This window comes from Dactylosporangium sp. NPDC005572, assembly GCF_040605515.1.
Lineage (GTDB): Bacteria > Actinomycetota > Actinomycetes > Mycobacteriales > Micromonosporaceae > Dactylosporangium.
Map to the genome: position 1 here is coordinate 18,776 of NZ_JBEXCY010000123.1, position 14,293 is coordinate 33,068.

Sequence of the window (14,293 nt, forward strand, 5' to 3'; positions counted from 1 at the left end):
GGTGCGGTGTGCGGGGCGCCGTCACGCGTCGAACCGGCGGTCGACGCCGACGAAGTCCAGGTCGCGGCGGTCGTCACCGCCGCACAGGTCGGCGACGGCGGCGCCGATCGCCGGGCCGAACTTGAAGCCGTGCCCCGAGCAGGCGGCGGCGACGATTACCTGCGGCGCCCACGGCAGCCGGCCGAGCACGAAGCGCCGGTCCGCGGTCATCGTGTACAGGCAGGAGGCGGCCTCGACCACGTCGTGCCGCGGGTCGGTCCCGGCACCCGGGACGTAGTCCGCCATGAGCCGGCACAGCTCGGCGATCTCGGCCGGGGCGGGCGGCGCCGGCGGCCGCTCGGGGTCCCAGACCTCGCCGGCGTCGATGCCGGCCTTGAAGCCGTTGCCGGCGGCGTCGGGGATCCCGAAGACGAGGCCCTCCGCCCGCTCGACGGAGAAGGCGCCGAGCCCGGGCGGCCGGGCGGCCGCCTGGCCGGGGCGCACCGTGACCGTCACGATCCGCCAGACCTCGAACAGCCCGGCCAGGCGGGGGACGGCCCGGCCGACCCAGGCTCCGGTGGCCAGCACCAGCGAACGGGCGCGGATCCGGCGCGCCGAGGTCTCGACGAGGCAGCCGCCGGCAGTGGCCTCCCAGTCCAGTATCCGCTCCCCGAAGGCCAGCTCGGCGCCGGCCGCGCGGGCGCCGGCCCGCGCCACCGCCAGGGCCGACCCGGCCTCCACGACGCCGGCGGACGGGTCGAACACGGCACGGTACCCGTCCGGCACGGCGAAGGAGGGCATGAGCTCCCGCAGCCGCTCGCGGTCCTCGACGAGCTCGCACCCGGGCCCCTGCAGCCGTGCGGCGCCGCGGTGGGCGTAGAGGCCGCCGGTGCGGTGGATCAGGGTCACCCCGCTGTCCCGCTCCCAGCGCTCCCAGCCGGCGAACGCGCGGTCGACGAGGTCATTCCACGCCGGGTTCGGGTAGGCCCGCCGGATCATCCGGGTGCGGCCATGCGACGAGCCGCGGTGGTGGTCCTCGGCGAACTGGTCGATCCCGACGACGCCGGACCCGCGCCGGGCGATCTCGTAGGCCGCCGCCGAGCCGTGGATGCCGAGCCCGACGACGAGGACGTCGGCCTCGGCGGCCGGTCGGCTCATCGCTGCACCGCGCCGCGGGCGATCTCGGCGACGGCGTCCAGCAACGCGGCGACGTCGCTGTCGTCGTTGTAGACGTGCACCGAGGCCCGCACGACGGAGGGCACGCCGCGCCAGCCGAGGTCCCACTGGCCGTGGCTGGCCGGGACCGACACGGTACGGACGTCGCGCTTGGCGAGCCGCCGGCTGACGGCCTCTGCCTCGAGCCCGTCGACGGTGAACGTGACGATGCCCGAGGCGCTGGAGGCGGGGTCCCGCACGGTCACCCCGCCGATCGCGGCCAGGCCCTGGCGCAGGACGTTCGCGGTCGAGGCCAGGTAGGCCCCGGTGACGTCGATGCCGCGCTCGAGCAGCTGGTGCAGGGCCGTGCGCAGGCCGAGGCGGCCGGCCACCGAGGACTCCCACGTCTCCAGCCGGCGGGCCGTCGGTGACAGGCTCCACTCGCGGGCGCCGGTCCACACGGCGCCGCGCACGTCGGGCGCGACGGGCACGAGCCGCTCCAGGAAGGCGCCGCGGACGTAGGCGAAGCCGGTGCCGCGGGGCGCCCGCAGGAACTTGCGTCCCGTCGTCACCAGCGCGTCACAGCCGATCTCGCCGACGTCGACCCGCAGCTGCCCGACGGACTGGGTCGCGTCGAGCAGGTAGGCCGCGCCGGAGCGGCGGGTGAGGGCGCCGATCTCGCGGACCGGCTCGACCAGCCCCGACGAGGTGGGCACGTGGGCGACGCAGACGACGTCGCGCGGTCCGCCGGTCAGCAGCCGCTCCAGGCGCTCGAGGTCGACCGCGCCATCGGCACCGCTGGGTATGACGACCAGCTCGGCGCCGGTGTCGGCGGCGAGGCTGAGCAGGTGCAGGGCGTGGCTGACGTACGTCGAGCGGCTGACGAGCAGCCGGCTCGACCCGTTCAGGCGCAGCGCGTCGACGATGACGCGCAGCCCGGTGGTCGCGCTGTCGGCCAGGGCGATCTCCTCGGGCGCGGCGCACACGACGCGCGCGGCGGCGGCGTAGAGCTCCTCGATGCGCCCGGCGACCGCGGCGGCGGCCTCGTAGCCGCCCTCGTGCTCCTCGCGCCGGAGGTGGGCGACGACCTCGTCGACCACGGCGACCGGGGGCAGCGCGGCGCCGGCGGCGTTGAGGTGATGGGCGCTGCGCACGCCGACCGTCTGGGCCCGCTCCCGCGCGACGTCCACGGTCCCGGCCCGGTCGCCGAGCTGGCCGACGCCCGCGGGGTCAGCGTTCACCGAGAGCTCCACCGTCGACTGCTCCCCTGCCCATAAGTGTGGATCCAAACTTACTCGATCTGGATCCACTATACGTCTGATCTATGACCGGCACCAGTCCGTGGATACCATCTTCATCACAGTGGATCCCAAACTTCAGAGACTGACGACGACGGCCTTCGGCTCCAGATAGCCGTGCAGGGCGTCGTCGCCGAGGTCGCGGCCGAGTCCCGACGCACCGCGCCCGCCGAAGGACAGCGCCGGGTCGAACACGTTGTAGGTGTTGACCCACACGGTCCCGACCGCGAGCCGGGCCGCGACCCGGTGCGCCCGGCCCAGGTCGGTGGTCCAGACCCCGGCCGCCAGCCCGTACGCCGAGTCGTTGGCGATGCGCACCGCGTCGTCCTCGTCCTCGAAGGCGATGACGCCGACGACGGGGCCGAAGATCTCCTCCCGGGCGATGACCATGTCGTTGGTGACGCCGGCGAACACGGTGGGCTCCACGTAGAAGCCGGGGCCGTCCGGCGCCCCGCCGCCGAGGATCACCTCCGCGCCCTCGGCGCGCCCCTGCTCGATGTAGCCGAGGACCTGAGCGCGCTGCTCGGCCGAGACCAGCGGCCCGACCGAGACGCCCCCGGCCAGCCCGTCGCCGACCCGCACCTGCGCGGCCGCCCGCGCGAAGCGCTGCGCGAACTCGCCGAGGACGGAGCGCTGGACCAGCAGGCGGCTGCCGGCGGTACACATCTGCCCCGAGTGGCCGAACGAGGCCCGCAGCGCGGTCGTGACGGCCGCGTCCAGGTCGGCGTCGGCGAAGACGATGTTGGCGCTCTTGCCCCCCAGTTCGAGGGTGACCCGCGCGAACCGCTGCGCGGCCGACGCGCCGACCAGCCGGCCGACCGCGGTGCTGCCGGTGAAGGACACCTTGTCGACGCCCGGGTGCTCGACCAGGGCGGCGCCGACCCGGCCGTCGCCGGTCAGGACGTTGAACACGCCGTCCGGGACGCCGGCCGCGGCGACCAGCTCGGCCAGGCGCAGCATCGTCAGCGGCGTCTGCTCGGCGGGCTTGACGACCACCGAGCAGCCGGCCGCCAGCGCCGGAGCGATCTTGAAGGCGCCGGTCATGATGGGGAAGTTCCACGGCAGGATGAGCGCGGCCACGCCCACCGGCTCCAGGACGGTGTAGACGTGGTGCGCGCCGGAGTCGATCGGGACGGTGGTGCCCAGCAGCCGGCTCGGGGCGCCGGCGAAGTGCCGGAAGGTGCGCGCGGCGGTGGCCACGTCGGCGCGGGAGCGCTCGATCGGCTTGCCGTTGTCGCGCGTCTCCAGGATCGCCAGGTCCTCCAGCTCCGCCTCGATCAGGTCGGCGATCCGGCTCAGGATCCGGGTCCGCTCCAGCGGCGGCAGGCCGGTCCAGCGCCGCTCGTCCAGGCTCCGCCGGGCCGCTGCGACGGCCGCGTCGACGTCGGCCGGGGTGGCCTGGACCGCCCGGGTGAGCACCTCCTCGGTGGCGGGGTCGACGACCTCGAACAGGTCGTCGCCGGACCGCCAGGCGCCGTCGACGAAGAGGGCCTGGGCGGTGGGCAGGACGGGCAGTTCGGCACGCATTGCAGTGCTCCTTGACAGGTACGGCGGATTCACAGGTACGGCCGATTCACGGGTACAGCGGATTCATCGGTCCAGCAGGCGCAGCGGCTCGGTGGTCAGCATGGCCTCCAGCCGGTCCGGGTCGACGCCGCGGCGCAGCAGCTCCGGCAGGACCCGGGTGGTGAGGTGGTCGTAGCCCTCGCCGCCGTAGTGGCGCAGCTGGGCCTTCATCCAGACCGAGCCGCCGAGCACCCAGCGGCCGTCGGGCCGCGCGGCGAGGAACGCCTCGAAGAAGTCCAGCCGCTGCCCGTCGGAGGGGTTGCGCATCCGCCCGACGTGCTGCAGCTCGGTGCCGAAGCACATCTCGAGGGTGGCCCCGGCGTCGATCAGGTCGTGCCAGTAGGCGGCGTCGAGGTACTCGTCGGCGTTGGTGAACAGGATCCGGTCGGCCGGCAGCCCGGCGGCGACCATCTCGGCCACCACCTCCACCCCGGCCCGCGCCTCGCCGTCGAGCCGGACGCTGACGCCGGCGCCGGCCCGGGCCGCCGCGGCCGCCGCCGCCCGCAGCCGGGCCCGCTCGACGGCCGGGACCTCGCCCGTGGTGCCCATGATCCCGAGCAGGGCGGCCCGGTAGCCGGTACCGGGGATCCGGTCCGTCAGCGCACCGAGGAGGTGGTCGTACAGGCCGTCCTCGTCGAGGTCCCGCGCCCATCCGGGCAGGGTCGGGGTCACGTACAGGCCGTACGCCGCGGCGACGTGCACGCCCGCGGCCGCGGAGATCGCCGGCAGGGCCGGATGGTCGGGGCCCAGGCCGACGCTGGTGTCCTCGACGACCAGGTCGACGCCGCCGGCGGCGCGCCGCAGCTCGGCGGCGGCGAGCCGCGGATCGTCGAGGCGCAGGTTGTCGGCCAGGGCCAGGGCGTTCCAGCGCAGGAAGCCGAGGTTGGCGGTCGTCACGCGCTCGTCGGCGGGTGCCGGCTCCAGGCCGCCGCGGCCGAGGCCGCCGGCGTCGCTGAGCAGGTGCTGGTGCATGTTGACGCGGCCCAGCCCGGCCGCCTCGACCGGGCCGAGGACGGTCTCGATCATCGCCGCCGCCCGGGCGCCACCGTGGCCATCAGGCCGCCACGCCGAGCAGCGGCTCGGCGTCGCTCGCCCGGATGACGTGGACGCGGTGCGGCGCCGCGCAGCCCAGCGTCGCCTCGCTGCCGGGCACCAGGGCGCCGACCTCGGCGTGCGGCGGCAGCGAGCAGACCACGACCTGGCCCTCGGGGGTGGCCAGCTCGAGCCGGAACCGGCTGCCCTGGAAGCTGAGCAGCCGGACCACGCCGCGGATGCTCCAGCGGTCGGCGGGGTGCGCGGCGTCGAGGATGACCAGGTCCTCGGGGCGGATGACCGCGGTGCCGCTGGCCGGCCCGCCCGCGCCGGCCGGGAGCGGCCCGCGGTGGTCGGCGGGGAAGAGGTTGGCCTCGCCGAGGAAGCTCGCGACGTACTCGTTCACCGGCCGGCGGTACAGGTTCTCCGGGGAGTCGACCTGGATCAGGCGGCCGTGCTGCATGATCGCGACGCGGTCCGACATCGTCATCGCCTCGGCCTGGTCGTGGGTGACCGCGACGGTGGTGATGCCGACCTGCTGCTGGATCCGCTTGATCTCGACCTGCATCCGCTCGCGCAGTTGCTTGTCGAGGGCCGCCATCGGCTCGTCGAGCAGCAGGATGCCCGGGTCGGAGGCGAGCGCGCGGGCCAGGGCGACCCGCTGGCGCTGGCCGCCGGAGAGCGAGTCCGGGGTGCGCCCGGCCATGCCCGCGAGGTCGACCAGCTCCAGCATCTCCTGCGCGATGCGGCGTCGCTCCGCGCCCGGGCGGCGGGCCGCGCGCAGCGGGAACGCGACGTTCTCCCCCACGCTCATGCGCGGGAACAGCGCGTAGGACTGGAAGACGACGCCGACCTTGCGCTTGCGCGGTGGCCGGCGTTCGACGTTCGCCCCGTCGAAGAGCACGTGCCCGCGGCCGACGCGCTGCAGCCCGGCGATGACGTTGAGCAGCGTCGTCTTGCCGCTGCCGCTGGCGCCGAGCAGCGTCACGAACTCGCCGGGCACCGCGTCGAGGCTGACCCCCTTGAGGACCTCGTTGTGGCCGAGGGTGACGTGGACGTCCTGGATGGACAAGGCGATGGTCATGCGGTCGCGGCCTTTCGCGCGAGGCGCCGGGCCCGGGCGGCCCGGCGGTTGGAGATCAGGCTGAAGGCCCCGAGCATGAGCACCGCCAGCATCGACACGAGGGTCGATGCTGCCGTCAGCTCGGGCGAGAGGGCTTCCTGCGAGGCGTCGAGCATCTGCAGCGGAAGCGTCTTGACGCCGATCGGGGCGAGGAAGACCGACAGGACCACCTCGTCGAAGATCACGGCGAAGGCGAAGATCGCGCCGGCGACCATGTGCCCCGCGATCATGGGCAGGTCGATCCGCCAGACGATCAGCGGCCAGGCGGCGCCCAGTGTGCTGGCCGCCGGGCGGAGCGCGGGGTCGGCCTGGCCGAGACCGGTCGAGACCATCACGAAGACGTACGGCATGGCGAGCAGCGCCTCGCCCAGGATCAGCAGTGTGAGGTTCTCCTGCAGGGCGGCGAAGCGGAGGTTGACCGAGTAGAGGCCGACGGCGTAGGCGACGGGCGGCACGGCCATCGGCACGATGAACAGCGTGCGGACCCACCGGCGGGCCGCCCGGGAGCGCAGCCGGGCCAGCGCGAGCGCGCCGAGGGTGCCGAGCACCACGGCGACGACGGTGCCGGCCGCGGACACCCACAGCGACACCCGGAACGCGTCGGTCCATTCGACGTCGCCGAGCACGGTGGAGTACCACTCCAGCGAGAAGTCCTGCGGCGGGAAGATGATGAACGACGTCCCGGTCCAGCTGGTGGCCACGACGACCAGGAACGGCAGGTAGAACAGCAGGCTGGTCAGCAGGGCGACGACCAGGACGGGGCCGCGGTACCAGCCGATGCCGCGGCGCAGCGGGGTGTCGGCCATCTCAGCCCCACCTCTCGCTGACCTTGAAGAGCCGGTCGGCGACCAGATAGATCGCCACGGTGCCGCCGATGAGCAGCAGGCTCATCGCGGCGCCCACGTCGGCCCGGTTGGCGTTGTTGAGCTGGCCGTTGATGATGCCCGACATGGTCATGTTCGACGGCCCGCCGAGCAGGAGCGGGGTCACGTAGAAGCCGAGGCTCATCACGAACACCAGCACGCCGCCGCTGATCATCGCCTGGCGGATCGCCGGCAGCACGACGGCGCCGAGGGTCAGCATCGGCCCCGCGCCGAAGACGGTGGCCGCGTTGAGCTGCTCGCGGTCGAGGGCCAGGACGGAGGCCAGGATGGGCAGCACGGCGAACGGCAGCATCACGGCGATCATCGCCGGGTACATCGCGGCCGTGGTCTGGTAGAGCTCGATCGGCTCGGAGCGCAGGTGCGCCTTCTCCAGCAGCCAGTAGAGCGCGCCGGCCGGCAGCTCGATGAGCATCCAGCCGATGGTGCGCACCATGATCGAGGTCCACAGCGAGATCAGCAGGCCGCCCATGAGCACCGCCTTGACCCACGCCGGCCCGACTGCGACCGCCAGGGCGTAGCAGGTGCCGATCAGCACCGTCGCCGCGGTCACGGTCGCGGCGAGCAGGAGCGTGCGCCACACCGAGCCGATGAAGACCTCCATGTGCAGCGCCTCGGCGAAGGCGTTACCCTGCCCGGACAGCGCCTGCTGCAGCAGCGCGACGACGGGCACGCCCAGCATGAGCGCGAAGAAGGCGAGCGGCGGCCACAGCAGCCAGCGCCGCTCGGCGTGCCCGTCCGCCGGGCGGGCCTGCTGCCCGGCGTCGGCGGGCGCGGCGGGGGCGAGGTCCTTCACCGCCATTGACCGTCCCCCGCGATGTGTCGTTGCGGCCGATGCGTCATCCGGTTCTCCTTCGCACCGAAGCGGGCACATTGGATCCAGGCTATTAATATGTGGATCCTGAAGCATGGCATTGGGATTACCGATGTGTAAACAGCTCAGCCGTGTCCTGCTCAGAGCGGCGGTCGCCGCCCGGCGTGGCCCAGCGCCCGCTCGATCGCGGCGCCGAGCGAGAGCAGCCGGTGGTCGCCCCGGTACCGGCCGACCACCTGCAGCCCGACGGGGAGCCCGTCCGGCGTCCAGCCCGCCGGCGTGACCAGGGCCGGGTGTCCGGTGGCCGTGATCCGGTTGGCCATGCGCTGCCAGCGGAAGTACCGGTCGTAGGCCACGCCGTCGACCGCGGCGACCCACTGCTGCTCGATCGGCGGCGGCGGGACCGGCGTGGCCGGCAGGACCAGCGCGTCGTGCTCGGCGAGCAGCCGGGCGGTCACCCGGAACAGCTCGGTGCGCCGGGCGAGGGCCTCGGCCAGTTCGGCCGCCGGGACCCGGCGCCCCTGTTCGACGTTGCGCAGGTAGTCGGGCCGGTAGCCGCTCGGGTCGGCATCCACCGCGGCGCGGCCGCCGGCGAAGAACTCGAACGTCTCGATGGTCTCCCACAGCGCGTCGGCGTGGGTGAAGTCCGGCTCCGCGTCGACGACGGTCGCGCCGGCCCGCTCCAGCGCGGCGCGCGCGGCCGCGTGCACCGCCCGCACCTCGGCGGAGACCTCCAGGCCGCCGGCGTCGGCGCTCCACGCCAGCCGGACCGCGGGCAGCTCGACCGGCTCCAGCTCGGCGAACGCCGCCGGGTCGGCCACCCAGGACAGCGGCCAGCCCGGGTCGAGGCCGCTGATCGCGGACAGCAGCAGGGCCGCGTCCGCGCAGTCGCGTCCCATCGGCCCGAGCACCCCGTGCGGGCTCCAGGCGTCGCCCGGGCGTCCGCTGGGCACCGTGCCCGGCGTGGGCCGCAGGCCGGCGACCGCGCAGAACGCCGCCGGATACCGCAGGCTGCCGCCGGAGTCCGAGCCGTCGGCGACCGGGAGCATGCCCGCGGCCAGTGCGGCCGCCGCTCCCCCGCTGCTGCCCCCGGCGTGGCGGGTCAGGTCCCACGGCGTCACCGTGGTGCCGAACAGCGGGTTGAAGGTGAGCGTGCCGAGGCCGTGCTCGGGCGTGTTCGTCTTGCCGATGATCAGCGCGCCGGCGGCCCGCAGCCGCCCGGCCAGCACACTGTCGGCGGGGGCCGGTGGCGCGCCGGCGTGGGCGAGCGAGCCGTGCGTCGTCGGGAAGCCGCGGACGTCCATCAGGTCCTTGACCGCGGTCGGCAGGCCGTGCAGGGGCCCGAGCCGTTCGCCGCGCGCCACGGCCCGGTCGGCCTCGTCGGCCAGGGCCAGCGCCGCGGACTCCGGCAGCATCGAGACCACCGCCCGGATCCGGCCGTTGACCTCCTCGATCCGGTCGAGGTGCGCGCGCATGACCTCCCGCGCCGACAGCTCGCGACGGCGGATCGCGGCGGCCAGCTCGCGGGCCGGCCACCAGTGCAGCGGGGTGCCGGTCATGCGGCGGCCTCGTACACGGTACGGCCGCCGACCACCGTGCGCAGCACCCGCAGGGTCAGCAGCTCGTCGGGCTCGACGTCGAGCGGATCCCGGTCGAACGCGACCCAGTCGGCGAGCCGGCCGGGCGTGAGCCGGCCGCGCCGGTCGCCGTCGAAGGCGGCCTCGGCCGCGGTCGCCGTGTACGCGGCCAGCGCCTCGGCCACGGTGATCGCCTCCTGCGGGGCGAGCGGTTCGGCGCGGTCCCGGACCCGCCGGGTGACCGCCGACCAGATCAGCTCGCGCGGGTCGAACGGGAAGAACGGGCCGTCGGAGCCGAGCACGACGGGGACTCCGGCGTCGAGCCAGGACCGCAGCGGGTTCATGAGCAGGGCGCCGTCGCCGAGCCGCTCGACGAGGCCGGCCGCGTTGCGCAGGGCGATCGAGGGCTGGGCGGCCAGCACGACGCCGAGCCGGGCGGCCAGCGCCATCGACTCCGGCTCGACCTCCAGGTACCCGTGGATGATCTGCCACTGCCGCCCGGCGATGGGCTCCTTGCGGTCGGCCTCGGCGAAGCAGCCGAGCACCGCCGCGATGGCGGCGCCGCCGACCGCGTGCACGCCGACCGACCAGCCGCCGGTGGCGCAGAAGTCCATCAGGCGCTGGAACTCGGCGGTGGGGATGCGCTGGTAGCCGGTCGAGCCGCTGTGCGGCCAGGGCGTGCGGCGCAGCGCCTCGCCCTTCATCGCCTCGCCGTCGAAGTACACCTTGATGCCGCCGATCCGCAGCAGGTCGTCGCCGAAACCGGTGGAGACGCCGATCCCCCGGAGCCGTTCGATCGCACCGTCGACGTCGGGGTGCTCGAGGTCGCCGACGTTCGGGTAGGGCATCGCGACCACCCGCATCGTCAGCTCGCCGCGCCGCCGGCTCTCCTGGTAGCCGCGCAGCTCGTCCTCGGTCGTCGCGGGGTCGATGATCCCGGTGAAGCCGAGCTGGTGCATCAGCGGCTGGACCAGCCGCAGCGCGGCGGCACGGTCGGCGAGCGCCGGCGGCTGCGGCCCCCAGCCGGGGCCGAAGCCCTTGTCCCGCATGGTGGCGATGACGAGGTCGAGGTCGTGGGTGGCGTCGCCCAGGTCGTGGATGATCTTCAGGCCGCCCCGCTGCATGTGCAGATGGGTGTCGATGAGGCCGGGCATGATCGTTGCGGTGCCGAGGTCCACGACCGCGGTGGCGGGCGGGCCGGCGGCGAGCGCCTCGGCCAGGCCGCCGACGGCGACGATCCGCTCGTCGGCCACGGCCATCGCCTCGGCCACCGGCCGCGCCGGGTCCATGGTGCGGATCCGCCCGGTCACGACGTACCGCTCGGTGCTCATGACACGTACGCCGCGGCGGGCTGGCGGGGGTCCGCCGCCGCCTCCAGGAAGCCGGTGCCGGCGTTGCGGTAGATCGCCTCGACGGCCGCCGCGTCGCGGGTGAACGCGGGCCACGCGCGCACGTCGTGGCCCTTGTCGCGCAGCGCCTCGATCGTGCCCGCGGCGAAGCGGTCCTCGATGAACAGCCGCGACGGCAGGTAGTCGAAGGGTGCGAAGGAGTTGGGGAAGCTCCAGGTGGAGAAGCGCGGCGCGTTGACCGCTTCCTGCAGCGGCATCCCGAAGTGGAAGGCGTTGAGGAAGACCTGCAGCATCGCCTGGATCTGCATGTCGCCGCCCGGGCAGCCGAACGGCATCACCGACCCGTCGTCGCGGACCACGATCGCCGGGTTGGGGGTGAGGCGGGGCCGTTTGCCCGGGGCGACGCCGGACGGGTGGGCCGGGTCGGGCCGCGACTGCATGCCGCGCAGCGACGGCACGAACCCGGTCCCGGGAATGACGGGTGCGGAGGAGGCGCCGTCGGACGGCGTGGCGGAGAAGGCGTTGCCCCAGGCGTCGACCACGCACACGTACGAGGTGGCGCCCTCGCCGACGACCGGCAGCTCGTCGTAATGCTTCGGCTCGGGCAGCGGCTGCGCCTCGCCGAAGACGAGGTCCGGCAGCCCCGGATGGGCCCGGTCCGGGTCGATCATCGCGGCTCGGGCGGCCGCGTGCGCGGCCGACAGCAGCCGCTCCACGTCGACCTTGACGAAGGCCGGGTCGCCGTAGAGGTGCTCGCGGTCGCTGAACGTCCCCTTGAGCGCCTCGACGACCAGGTGCACGTAGGCCGGCGAGTTGTGCTCCAGCCCGTCCAGGCCGTACGACTCCACGATCTGCAGGGCCTCCGCCAGCGCCGGCCCCTGACACCAGGCGCCGCAGGTGAGGATGTCGAAGTCGCGCCAGCGGGTGGTCAGGACCGGCTCGTAGCGGCAGCGGAAGCCGGCGAGGTCCGCGGCGGTGAGGTAGCCGCCGTGCTCCCGGTGGTAGGCGACCATCCGCTCGGCGAGCTCCCCCTCGTAGAAGACCGCCCGGGCGGCCTCCAGGCCGGCCTCGCGCCCTCCGGTGGCGGCGGCCTCGGCGTCGGCCATGAGCTGGATGCTGCGGGCGAGGTCGGTCTGCACGAACCGTTCCCCGACCCGCGGCGGCCGGCCCCCGGGCAGGTAGATCGCCTCGTTCGCCGGCCAGTTGCGGTAGCCGCGCCGGCGGGACGTGATGCCGTCGACCAGCAGCGGGAACGCCGCGAAGCCGTCGCGGGCGAGGCGGATGGCGGCCTCGGCGACCTGGCCGAAGGTCATGGTGCCGTAGTCGCGCAGCGCGGTGATCCACGCGTCGGGCGCCGCCGGGACGACGGTGCGCAGCAGGCCGCTGGGGATGGTGCCGCCGTGCTCGCGCAGGAACAGGTCGGCCGGGATCCCGGCGGGCCACACCCCGAGGCCGTCGATGCTGACCGTGGTCCCGTCGGCCATCCGGATCATGATCGGCGCCACGCCGGCGAAGTTGACCTCGTCCGCGTGCAGCACGGCCAGCGCCATGCCGGCGCAGCAGCCGGCGTCCACGGCGTTGCCGCCGGTCTCGAGGATCGCCAGGGCCGCGGAGCTGGCCAGGTAGTGCCCGGACGAGACGGCGTGCCGGGTGCCCAGAACGGTCGGGTTGGGGACGTGCCATGACGGGGGCGGGGCGCTCATCGGGGGCTCCTTCTTCCTCAGTACTCGCGCCGCTGGCGCAGTTCCAGGTCGGTCGGTCCGGGCACGTCGTCGCCGACGTCGGCCTGGTTGAGCGTGGTGCCAGCCGTCCCGCTGACGCGCTCCAGCAGCTCGACCACGTTGCCCTCCGGGTCCGCGTACATCACGAAGCGGACGGCCCCGACGCTCGTCAGCGGCAGGGTCAGGGGTGCCCCCGCCTCCTCCAGCCGCGCGGCGACCGGGTCGAGGTCCTCCACCGGGAAGGTCAGGTACCGCAACCCGGTGACCTCGAGCATGCCGCCGCCGGCCGGGTGCGGCTCCCCGGTGGGGCGCAGCAGGCGCAGCACGCTCTCGCCGAAGCCGAGCTCGGCCATCGTGCCCCAGCCGTTGGTGCGCTCGCCCAGCCGCTCCAGCCCGAGCACGTCGCCGTAGAACGCGGTCATCGCGCCCAGGTCCCGCACGATCAGGCCCAGGTCGAGCCCGCGTCTGGCGATCCTCATCGAGTCTCCCTCCCGGCGCCACCGCGGGCCGCGGCGGCGTACCGGCTCCAACAACTCCTGCGTGACGAGCTGCTCGTCGACCGGGATGGGCAGCCGCGGCGCGGCCCCCAGGGCAGCCTGGACCTGCGGTGCGGTCGCCCAGGCGACGACGACCGCCTCGAGCAGCGCCGCGAACGCCGGCGGATCCTCGGCCTCGACGGCGCGTACCGCCTCGACACCGGCATCACCCGACGCCGCCAGGCGGTGCAGCGCGCGCTCGACCCCGTCGGCCAGCGCCGGCGCCTCGGCAAGCACGAGGGCGAGCCGACCGGCGATGTCGATCTCGCTCGCCGCGGGCAGCCCGTCGCCGCCGGGCGCCAACAGGTCGGCGACGCGCAGCAGCGGGGTGGTCTCGCTCATGCCCGTTCACCCCGCAGCATCAGCTCGGTGGCGCGCAGGGCGACCGCGCACACGGTCGCGGTCGGGTTGAGCGACGACCCGGTCACGAAGGTGCTGCCGTCGAGGACGAACAGGTTCGGCACGTCGTGCGCCCGCCCATCGGGGCCGACGACGCTGCGCCGGGGGTCGGTGCCCATCCGGGCGGTGCCGAGCTGGTGCCAGCCGAACTCGCGCAGCGGCGGGGCGAGCAGCACCTCGCGCGCCCCGGCGGCCAGGAAGGACTCGCGGGCCCGCTCGGCGTTGAAGGCCAGGATGCGGGCCGCGTCCGGTGGCGTGCGGTACCGCACGACAGGCACCGCGGATCCCCACACGTCGGTGCGCACCGGGTCGAGTTCGACCCGGTTGCGCTCATCCGGCAGGTCGTCGGCGGTGATCCCCCAGATGCCGGCCCGGCCGACCCAGCGGCGCACGTGGCCGGCCAGGGCCGGGCCCCACCGCTCGCCGTCCGGCCACGGGTGCAGCGCGGCGGCGACCGGCCCGAAGCCCTGGCCGAGGTTCCACTTCGCGCCGCGCACGAAGCCGCGCGAGCGGTCGGTCTCCGCGAACTCCAGGCAGTGCAGCAGCTGTCCCCAGTACCCTTGCACGCCGGCGAACGGCTCGTCGAAGAGCCCGACCACGCGGGTGAACGGGTGCAGCATGAGGTTGCGGCCGACCAGCCCGGAGCTGTTGGCCAGCCCGGCCGGGTGCTCGGCGTCCGCCGAGGCCAGCAGCAGCCGGGGCGTGCCGATGCCGCCGGCGGCCAGCACGACGGCGTCCGCCTCGGTGACCCGCACCTCGCCGGCGGTGTCGATCCATTCGACGCCGCGGACGCGGTCGGGCCGGCCGGTCAGCAGCCGGCGCACGTGCGCGCCGGTCACCAGGCGGGCGCCCGCGCGCTCGGC

Annotated in this window: 12 protein-coding genes; all 12 read right to left on the reverse strand. The window is 74.7% G+C overall.

Features of this window, described 5'->3' with window-relative positions:
- Window positions 1–21: 21 nt before the first annotated feature.
- Window positions 22–1,137 carry an FAD-dependent oxidoreductase gene (locus ABZS66_RS39960; RefSeq protein ID WP_354767182.1) on the reverse strand — a complete coding sequence of 372 codons (1,116 nt, stop codon included), beginning with the start codon at window positions 1,135–1,137 and terminating at the stop codon, window positions 22–24.
- The gene (locus ABZS66_RS39965; RefSeq protein ID WP_354767184.1) at window positions 1,134–2,375 is read right to left on the reverse strand and encodes an aminotransferase class V-fold PLP-dependent enzyme; all 1,242 of its coding nucleotides are present in this window, start codon (window positions 2,373–2,375) and stop codon (window positions 1,134–1,136) included. Before ABZS66_RS39965 ends, ABZS66_RS39960 begins: the two co-directional genes overlap by 4 nt.
- Before the next feature lie 135 nt (window positions 2,376–2,510).
- Window positions 2,511–3,959, reverse strand: coding sequence for an aldehyde dehydrogenase family protein (locus ABZS66_RS39970; RefSeq protein ID WP_354767186.1), 1,449 nt, complete (start codon window positions 3,957–3,959; stop codon window positions 2,511–2,513).
- A gap of 63 nt (window positions 3,960–4,022) precedes the next feature.
- Window positions 4,023–5,024 carry a hypothetical protein gene (locus tag ABZS66_RS39975; RefSeq protein WP_354767188.1) on the reverse strand — a complete coding sequence of 334 codons (1,002 nt, stop codon included), beginning with the start codon at window positions 5,022–5,024 and terminating at the stop codon, window positions 4,023–4,025.
- A gap of 28 nt (window positions 5,025–5,052) precedes the next feature.
- A complete protein-coding gene (locus tag ABZS66_RS39980; protein ID WP_354767190.1) occupies window positions 5,053–6,114 on the reverse strand; it encodes an ABC transporter ATP-binding protein in 1,062 nt (353 codons plus the stop codon).
- Window positions 6,111–6,959, reverse strand: coding sequence for an ABC transporter permease subunit (locus tag ABZS66_RS39985; RefSeq protein WP_354767192.1), 849 nt, complete (start codon window positions 6,957–6,959; stop codon window positions 6,111–6,113). The genes ABZS66_RS39980 and ABZS66_RS39985 overlap by 4 nt, the downstream gene beginning before the upstream one ends.
- Before the next feature lies 1 nt (window position 6,960).
- Window positions 6,961–7,836 carry an ABC transporter permease gene (locus ABZS66_RS39990; protein ID WP_354767194.1) on the reverse strand — a complete coding sequence of 292 codons (876 nt, stop codon included), beginning with the start codon at window positions 7,834–7,836 and terminating at the stop codon, window positions 6,961–6,963.
- A 152-nt stretch (window positions 7,837–7,988) separates the two neighbouring features.
- Entirely contained in the window at window positions 7,989–9,407 is a 1,419-nt protein-coding gene (locus ABZS66_RS39995) for an amidase family protein (RefSeq protein ID WP_354767196.1), read from the reverse strand.
- Window positions 9,404–10,756 carry an amidohydrolase family protein gene (locus ABZS66_RS40000; RefSeq protein WP_354767198.1) on the reverse strand — a complete coding sequence of 451 codons (1,353 nt, stop codon included), beginning with the start codon at window positions 10,754–10,756 and terminating at the stop codon, window positions 9,404–9,406. The genes ABZS66_RS39995 and ABZS66_RS40000 overlap by 4 nt, the downstream gene beginning before the upstream one ends.
- Entirely contained in the window at window positions 10,753–12,477 is a 1,725-nt protein-coding gene (locus tag ABZS66_RS40005) for a gamma-glutamyltransferase (RefSeq protein ID WP_354767199.1), read from the reverse strand. Before ABZS66_RS40005 ends, ABZS66_RS40000 begins: the two co-directional genes overlap by 4 nt.
- A 17-nt stretch (window positions 12,478–12,494) precedes the next feature.
- Window positions 12,495–13,373 carry a VOC family protein gene (locus ABZS66_RS40010; protein ID WP_354767200.1) on the reverse strand — a complete coding sequence of 293 codons (879 nt, stop codon included), beginning with the start codon at window positions 13,371–13,373 and terminating at the stop codon, window positions 12,495–12,497.
- On the reverse strand, window positions 13,370–14,293 hold a 924-nt coding region (locus ABZS66_RS40015; RefSeq protein ID WP_354767202.1), incomplete at its 5' end, for a GMC family oxidoreductase. The genes ABZS66_RS40010 and ABZS66_RS40015, both read right to left, overlap by 4 nt.